The sequence below is a fragment of the Verrucosispora sp. SN26_14.1 genome (genome assembly GCF_004307965.1).
In the GTDB taxonomy this organism is placed as follows: Bacteria; Actinomycetota; Actinomycetes; order Mycobacteriales; family Micromonosporaceae; genus Micromonospora.
On record NZ_SISL01000609.1, the window covers coordinates 1 to 2,884 of the forward strand.

Here is a 2,884-nt window from a genome sequence, read left to right on the forward strand (position 1 = left end):
GGGCGGGGGTGCCCGGCGCCACCGGCCAGCCGCAGTCGCCCGCCACCGGGCAGGTTGACCTCGGTGGCGCTCACAGCGACAGCTCCGGGATCTCGACGCGGCGCCCCTCGCGGGCCGATACCAGACCCAGCTCGGCCAGTTGCACGCCGCGCGCCCCGGCCAGGAAGTCCCACGGGAACGGCTCGCCGACGGCGACGTGCCGCAGGAACGCCTCCCACTGCACCTTGAAGCCGTTGTCGAACTCCTCGTTGTCCGGCACTTCGGTCCACTGCGACCGGAAGTCCTCGGTGGCCGGCAGGTCCGGGTTCCACACCGGCTTCGGGGTGACCGCGCGGTGCTGCACCCGGCAGCGACGCAGTCCGGCCACCGCGCTGCCCTGCGTGCCGTCGACCTGGAACTCGACCAGTTCGTCCCGGTGCACCCGGACGCACCAGGAGGAGTTGAGCTGGGCGATCACGCCGCCGGCCAGCTCGAACACGGCGTACGCGGCGTCGTCGGCGGTGGCCGCGTACGGGCGACCCCGCTCGTCGACGCGCTGCGGGATGTGCGTGGCGACGGTGGCCGAGACGCTGCGGACCTCGCCGAAGAGTTCCGCCAGCACGTAGTGCCAGTGCGGGAACATGTCGACCACGATGCCGCCGCCGTCGGAGGCCCGGTAGTTCCACGAGGGACGCTGGGCGGGCTGCCAGTCGCCCTCGAAGACCCAGTAGCCGAAGTCGCCGCGCACCGACAGCACCTGACCGAAGAAGCCGCCGTCGAGCAGCCGCTTGAGCTTGCGCAGCCCGGGCAGGAAGAGTTTGTCCTGCACCACGCCGGTGCGGATGCCGGCGGCGTTCGCGGCACGGGCCAGGTCCAGGGCGGCGGCGGTGTCCTCGGCGAGGGGCTTCTCGGTGTAGATGTGCTTGCCGGCCTCGATGGCCTGCCGGATCGCCTTCTCCCGCTGCTGGGTGACCTGCGCGTCGAAGTAGATCTCGACGTCGTCGCGGGCCAGCGCCGAGGTCAGGTCGGTGGTCCAGTCGGTCAGGCCGTGCCGTTCGGCGATCTCCCGCAGCTTGGCCTCGCTGCGGCCGACCAGCACGAGGTGCGGCCAGAGGGTGGTGCCGTCGGGCAGCCGTACGCCGCCGGCGTCGCGGATGGCCAGCAGGGAGCGCACCAGATGCTGCCGGTATCCCATCCGGCCGGTGACGCCGTTCACGATGATGCCGATCGACCTGCGGGTCATGGGGGTCCTTCCGTCGTACACGCTCAGGTAAGCGCTTTCCCCGCGTAGCCTAGGCCGGGCCGCCGCGCCGAGGCAAGCGCTCTCCCGGCAGCGATATTTCCGGCACCCATCACCCACCGACCGGTGCCGGCCACCGTCCCGACACCGTGCGAAGCGCGCTGAGCTGGGCCGCGACCAGCGGTGTGAGCTGCCGGAACCGGCCCCCGAGCGGGAGACCTCGACTGCGGTACGGTGACGCTGGCCGCAGGCGCGCGGCGTGAGCGCAAGGGGGCGGTACGTGGCGACTCTGTCCGATGTGGCCCGGCGGGCCGGCGTCTCCCCCGCCACCGCCTCTCGGGTGATCAACGGCAGCAGCAAGCCGGTCACCGACGAGTTGCGGGAGCGGGTGCTCCAGGCCGTCGCCGAGTTGCAGTACGTGCCCAACGCCCACGCCCAACTGCTCGCCCGCTCGCACCGGGGCGCGGTCGGCGTGATCGTGCACGACGTCTCCGACCCGTACTTCTCCGAGATCACCCGGGGCCTGCAACGGGTCGCCACCGACCAGGGTCGGCTGCTGATGATCTGCAACAGTTACCGCGACCCGGAACGCGAGTTGGAGTATGTCGAGCTGCTGCGCGGGCACCAGGTGGCCGCCATCATCCTGGCCGGCTCCGGCTACCACGACACGGAGTTCACCCGCCTGCTCAACGGCAAGCTGACCGCGTACGAGGCGACCGGCGGGCGGGTCGCGGTGATCGGCCGGCACGAACACTCCGGCGACGCGGTGATGCCCGACAACCGCAGCGGCGCCCGGCTGCTCGGGCAGGAGCTGTGCCGGCTGGGCCACGACCGGATCGGGGTGGTGGCCGGCCCCCAGGTGTTGACCACCACCACCGACCGGTTGACCGGGCTGCGCGAGGAACTCACCGCCCACGGCCGCGACCTGCCGGAACACCGCATCCGGTACGCCGAGTTCGACCGCGACAGCGGTGCCGCCGCCACCGCCGCCCTGCTCGACGCGGAACCGGAGCTGACCGCCATCGCGGCGCTCAACGACTCGATGGCGATCGGCGCGCTGGCGCTGCTGCGCTCGCGCGGGCTGGCGGTGCCCGACCGGGTCAGCGTCGTCGGCTTCGACGACATGCCGATGGCCCGGGACGTCACCCCGACGCTGACCACGATCCGGCTGCCGCTGGTGGAGATGGGCGCGCGGGCGATGGCGCTGGCCCTGGACCCGGGTGCGGACCGCCCCCGGGTGGAGTCGCTCGCCGCCGAGCTGGTCCGCCGGGACAGTTCCGCCCCGCCACCCGGCTGACCGCCGGGCCGCCGCGATCGGGTTGCGCGGCTGAGATAGACGTAGTGTCATGCGTAGATTACTGATCTCCGCCGCGCTCGCCGTGGCGATGGTGGCCGGCGCCACCGGGCCGGCGGTGGCGGCTCCTCCGGGCAGCCCCGCGCCCCGGCCGGCCGCCACCGGCTGGTCGATGGCCGGCGGCGAGCTGACCTGGCGTTCGAGCACCCGGGTGCCGGTCGGTGGTGCCGCGGTCGAGTTCTGGTCCGGTGACCGGCGGCTCGGCCAGGCCCGCCCGCACCCGGACGGACACACGTTCAGCCTGCCGCTGACCGGGCCGGTCGAACCCGACGAGCTCAGCGTGCGCGCCGGCGGTAGGCGGCTCGACGGGG

2 protein-coding genes and 1 pseudogene are annotated in these 2,884 nt (G+C 73.1%); 2 read left to right on the forward strand and 1 reads right to left on the reverse strand.

What is annotated here, in order from left to right; all coding sequences use genetic code 11:
• Positions 1–70: 70 nt before the first annotated feature.
• Positions 71–1,222: a Gfo/Idh/MocA family protein gene (locus EYA84_RS29865; RefSeq protein ID WP_131057461.1), complete on the reverse strand. Its 1,152-nt coding sequence runs from the start codon at positions 1,220–1,222 to the stop codon at positions 71–73.
• Between the two features lie 277 nt (positions 1,223–1,499).
• Here EYA84_RS29865 and EYA84_RS29870 point away from each other — a divergent pair, with 277 nt between their 5' ends.
• Positions 1,500–2,516, forward strand: a complete 1,017-nt coding sequence (locus EYA84_RS29870; RefSeq protein WP_131057463.1) for a LacI family DNA-binding transcriptional regulator — start codon at positions 1,500–1,502, stop codon at positions 2,514–2,516.
• 49 nt (positions 2,517–2,565) lie between these two features.
• Positions 2,566–2,884: pseudogene (locus tag EYA84_RS29875) on the forward strand (hypothetical protein); the annotation flags it as partial.

Bases quoted from the DNA above. Each gene is read 5' to 3' on its own strand.
- EYA84_RS29865 (WP_131057461.1), bottom strand. From the start codon at position 1,222: ATGACCCGCAGGTCGATCGGCATCATCGTGAACGGCGTCACCGGCCGG.